Below are 3,293 nucleotides of genomic sequence, written 5' to 3' on the forward strand. Positions count from 1 at the left end.
GACTACAAATATCAGTATGTTGAGCTTATCCGCAACATATAAGAGGACTGATGTGTGATTTGAATAGCATAATCAATAAATTACAACTTTATTTAGCTTTTAAAGTTACAGTGAGTTAGGTATGAAAGGAGTAACACCAAAGTAAATAGATGAGGACAGGAAAACATTTATCCTTAATTTCAATAGTATTTTCTATAATTGTTGTTTTTGTGAAGTTACATTGGGATATATCAACCTATTATGCCATTCAAGAGGCGTTGGCGAGTACAGCGGGTGATATTTCACCGGCTATCTTTGCAGGAGGGTTTAAGGTATTGATCTTTTTAGCACTTGCATTGATTTCACTTGTTTTGAGTATCATCGGAATGAAAAAGAAAAACTATTGTAGAAAGCTGGCCCTTAGTATCAATATTTTTGCAGTAATCTATTTGATTATTCCTGTGGGGCTTTTGGCTACTATGTAGTAGTGTTAACGACATATTTAAACCCTTCCTTCCCGGCACAGTCTCCGGCCACGGGACTCTGCACCATATACAACGGGAAAAAGCTGCTTCGTTAAAAAGCATCAAAATTGAAAAAGAAGCCTAAATGGACATTTACCTTCCTATATCTGATAGGTTCTTGTGAAAGCTTGAAGTTGTGGGAAACCATAGCCTGAAACTTAAACATTTCACCACCAGCTCTGATTACTAGACCAGGTTCTGTGAAAATAAAGTTAGCGGTATTCCGGTTTAATAGTGGAGGTGCGTCAGGTTCCTTGCTGTATGTACCATACGTGTCTGTGTCAAGAATGTAATAACGGTATAAGCCAAAACGTGTAAATAAGCCAAATTCGAATCTATTATTGAGGTTGATGCCAACGTCAGGTTGGAGGAAAGCGATAGCTTTGTGTGCATGCAGATCAAACCGATATTCATTAGTGAAGTCTTCTGTCATTTTATAACGCAGACTGCCTGCACCAATACCCGCCAGAAGCTCATAAATTAAATTACCTCGTTTTGTATAATAACCTAACCCCAGGTTCACTTCTCTTGTAAATTCTGAATATAACAGGTCACCCGACCCCTCTTTTTTGTCAAATGTTGATGTTCTGTTTTTTCTTATAAATCCTGTTGCAAAGACAGAAAACTTATCAGAAAAGGCATACCCCGCCTGCACATTATTGAAGTCTAAGTTAATTTTAGCTTCACCTTTTTTGTTGCTTAACGGTGCATAAACCGGACTTGATACATGTTGATAGCCAGTACACCCAATGGTCAGGACTGAAATAATTAAAGCAAAAAATAGACGCATGAACGGAGTAAATTATAAAAATCAAACAAGCTTGTAAATTAAAATAAATTATTCTTAAAATATAAATTCGCTATAGAAGCTCTCCGGAGATTCTATTTTTACAAGAGTCATTTTATAGCAGATAATCCGGGTGTACTTTAACTTAGATTTGGAGCGGTGGTATTGATTGGGGGAGTTTTGGTCATCAGGAAAAGTTAGTCCCTGCAAACACGGAATTTTACAGGGATCAGGAGTTTCATTAGCTGATGCTTCTTTTTTTAGAGCAGACTCACCCTTAAAGGTTTGTTTTACTCCACTGCATTATTCCCTCCAGGAGTTCTGAAAGTGTTTTTCCTTTATCAGTAAGGCTGTACTCTACTTTGGGAGGAATGACAGGGTAGGATACTCGCTTGATAATATTTTCAAATTCCAAATCTTTGAGCTGTTGCGAAAGCATCTTTTGCGTAATTCCGTTAATGGCTTTATCCAGCTCATTGAATCGCATTGTCCCATTGTTCAACAGCAACCACACAATTACTGGCTTCCACTTACCGCCGATTTTATCCATGAAGACCGTGATCGGACATTCGTCAGCGTTATCGTATTTTTTTTCATCTTTTTTCATTCCGTAATTGTCTGGTTTACAATATTTCTGTCAGTGAGGTAAGTACCTTACTTTACAGTAAGTTCTTGCGGCAAAGTAAGTTACTATTTTGTTTTGCTAAAAAATTTTAAGAAATGAATACGAAAACAATTTTGATTACTGGCGGAACAACAGGTATTGGATTTGCCTGTGCTGAGTATCTTTTAGCAAACGGATATAAGGTAATTATTACAGGTAGGTCTGACAAGAATATGAAACTTGCTTTGGATCAATTGGGTGACCGGGCAACGGGATTTTTATCCGACACCTCCAACCTCAACGATATGGATAGCCTGGTAGAAGTAGTAAAAGATAAGTTTGGGAAAATCGATGGGTTATTTGTTAATGCAGGAATTTTTAAATCGGAGAGTTTTGAAACTACTACTGAGGAACTGTTTGATGAGACTATGAATATTAACTTCAAAGGGGCCTTCTTTACAGTTCAAAAGTTTCTTCCGATCATGAATAATCCTTCGAGCATCGTTTTAACTTCTTCAATAGTTGTTTTCAAAGCCTTTGCCCTGACCAGCGTTTATACAGCCAGCAAAGCCGCTTTGGAGAGTTTAGCCGGAGTTCTTAATGTGGAGTTGGCTCAAAGAGGTATCCGTACAAACATTCTTGCACCCGGCGTTACTGAAAGTCCGATTCAGCAGAAATCAGGTATGAGCGATGAAGCCATCAAAGACTTATTGGAGCATTTTTCTAATACTTCACCCATTGGGAGAATTTTAAATCCAAAAGACATGGCTCCCGTTTTAGAGTTTTTGGTGTCAGAGAAATCTCTGGTCTTGCGAAATGAAAAGATTATTGTGGATGGAGGTACTACTATGTGATGAGCGATCTCCACAAGAACAAATAAAGCTCTGTAGCTATGGCTTCCAGGGAGGGCTTCACGCTCCCAGGCAGAGTTTTACTCAGCGATTCAGTATTGTGCCGCCGGCAACAGTTTTTATTTTCAAGTTGTATAGTATGGGCTCTATGTAAATTGCGAGCAAGAACCAATCCGTTGTTTGCAATTTTTGACTTTTAAATATTGAGACAAGGACGTAAATCGAAGGGAGGCCCCAAAATATTATGGGTATGTAAAATGCTATAAACTTGTCGTTTAGCCTTACGAAGGTGAAATTTAAAGCGTTGGTGATTCCGTTGAGTGCACTAAATATTAGTGAGCCAACGAAAGAAATTAGAATGAGTTGGCTTGCCGCGCGTTTATCAATATTGTTGATAAAACCGATTGTATTAATGAGGATAAAGCACCATATAAAGCAAACTACTAATTGAAACAGGTAGTATTTTCTTATGGTATGTTTCATTTTACAATGATAATCCTTATTTGATGCGTTTTACTCCCCAATACAATATAAACCCTGCCAATATA

At 37.7% G+C, this 3,293-nt stretch carries 4 protein-coding genes; 2 read left to right on the forward strand and 2 right to left on the reverse strand.

The window, feature by feature from the left end:
• Positions 1-149: 149 nt before the first annotated feature.
• Positions 150-464: a hypothetical protein gene (locus tag E1163_RS01505; protein WP_155168759.1), complete on the forward strand. Its 315-nt coding sequence runs from the start codon at positions 150-152 to the stop codon at positions 462-464.
• Between the two features lie 91 nt (positions 465-555).
• Here E1163_RS01505 and E1163_RS01510 read toward each other — a convergent pair whose 3' ends face one another.
• Together E1163_RS01510 and E1163_RS01515 are read right to left on the reverse strand one after the other, a co-directional pair.
• Positions 556-1,293: a hypothetical protein gene (locus tag E1163_RS01510; RefSeq protein WP_155168760.1), complete on the reverse strand. Its 738-nt coding sequence runs from the start codon at positions 1,291-1,293 to the stop codon at positions 556-558.
• 274 nt (positions 1,294-1,567) lie between these two features.
• Positions 1,568-1,897 carry a winged helix-turn-helix transcriptional regulator gene (locus E1163_RS01515; RefSeq protein ID WP_155168761.1) on the reverse strand — a complete coding sequence of 110 codons (330 nt, stop codon included), beginning with the start codon at positions 1,895-1,897 and terminating at the stop codon, positions 1,568-1,570.
• Positions 1,898-2,010: 113 nt separating this feature from the next.
• Here E1163_RS01515 and E1163_RS01520 point away from each other — a divergent pair, with 113 nt between their 5' ends.
• Positions 2,011-2,748, forward strand: coding sequence for an SDR family oxidoreductase (locus E1163_RS01520; RefSeq protein WP_155168762.1), 738 nt, complete (start codon positions 2,011-2,013; stop codon positions 2,746-2,748).
• Positions 2,749-3,293: the final 545 nt, after the last annotated feature.

Origin of the sequence: Fulvivirga kasyanovii, from assembly GCF_009711405.1 — a bacterium.
In the GTDB taxonomy this organism is placed as follows: domain Bacteria; phylum Bacteroidota; class Bacteroidia; order Cytophagales; family Cyclobacteriaceae; genus Fulvivirga; species Fulvivirga kasyanovii.